The sequence below is a fragment of the Streptococcus mitis genome (genome assembly GCF_001579035.1).
GTDB lineage: Bacteria > Bacillota > Bacilli > Lactobacillales > Streptococcaceae > Streptococcus > Streptococcus mitis_J.
Genome location: NZ_KQ970358.1, coordinates 1 through 231, shown reverse-complemented (window position 1 = coordinate 231; position 231 = coordinate 1). Strand labels below are relative to the sequence as shown.

Genomic DNA, 231 nt, shown 5'->3' with positions numbered 1-231 from the left:
ATGCTGAGTCACTTAAGGACGTGCTCTTAGAAACTGAATCGCTTAAGGACGTACTCTTAGATACGGAGTCACTTAAGGACGTGCTCTTAGATACGGAATCGCTTAAGGACGTACTCTTAGACGCTGAGTCGCTCTTAGAAACTGAATCACTTAAGGACGTGCTCTTAGATACGGAATCACTTAAGGACGTACTCTTAGATGCTGAGTCAGATAAGGACGTGCTCTTAGATG

Annotated in this window: 1 pseudogene; it reads left to right on the top strand. The window is 44.2% G+C overall.

Going from position 1 to position 231, the window contains the following annotated elements:
- Positions 1 to 231: pseudogene (locus tag SMIDD26_RS13440) on the top strand (hypothetical protein); the annotation flags it as partial.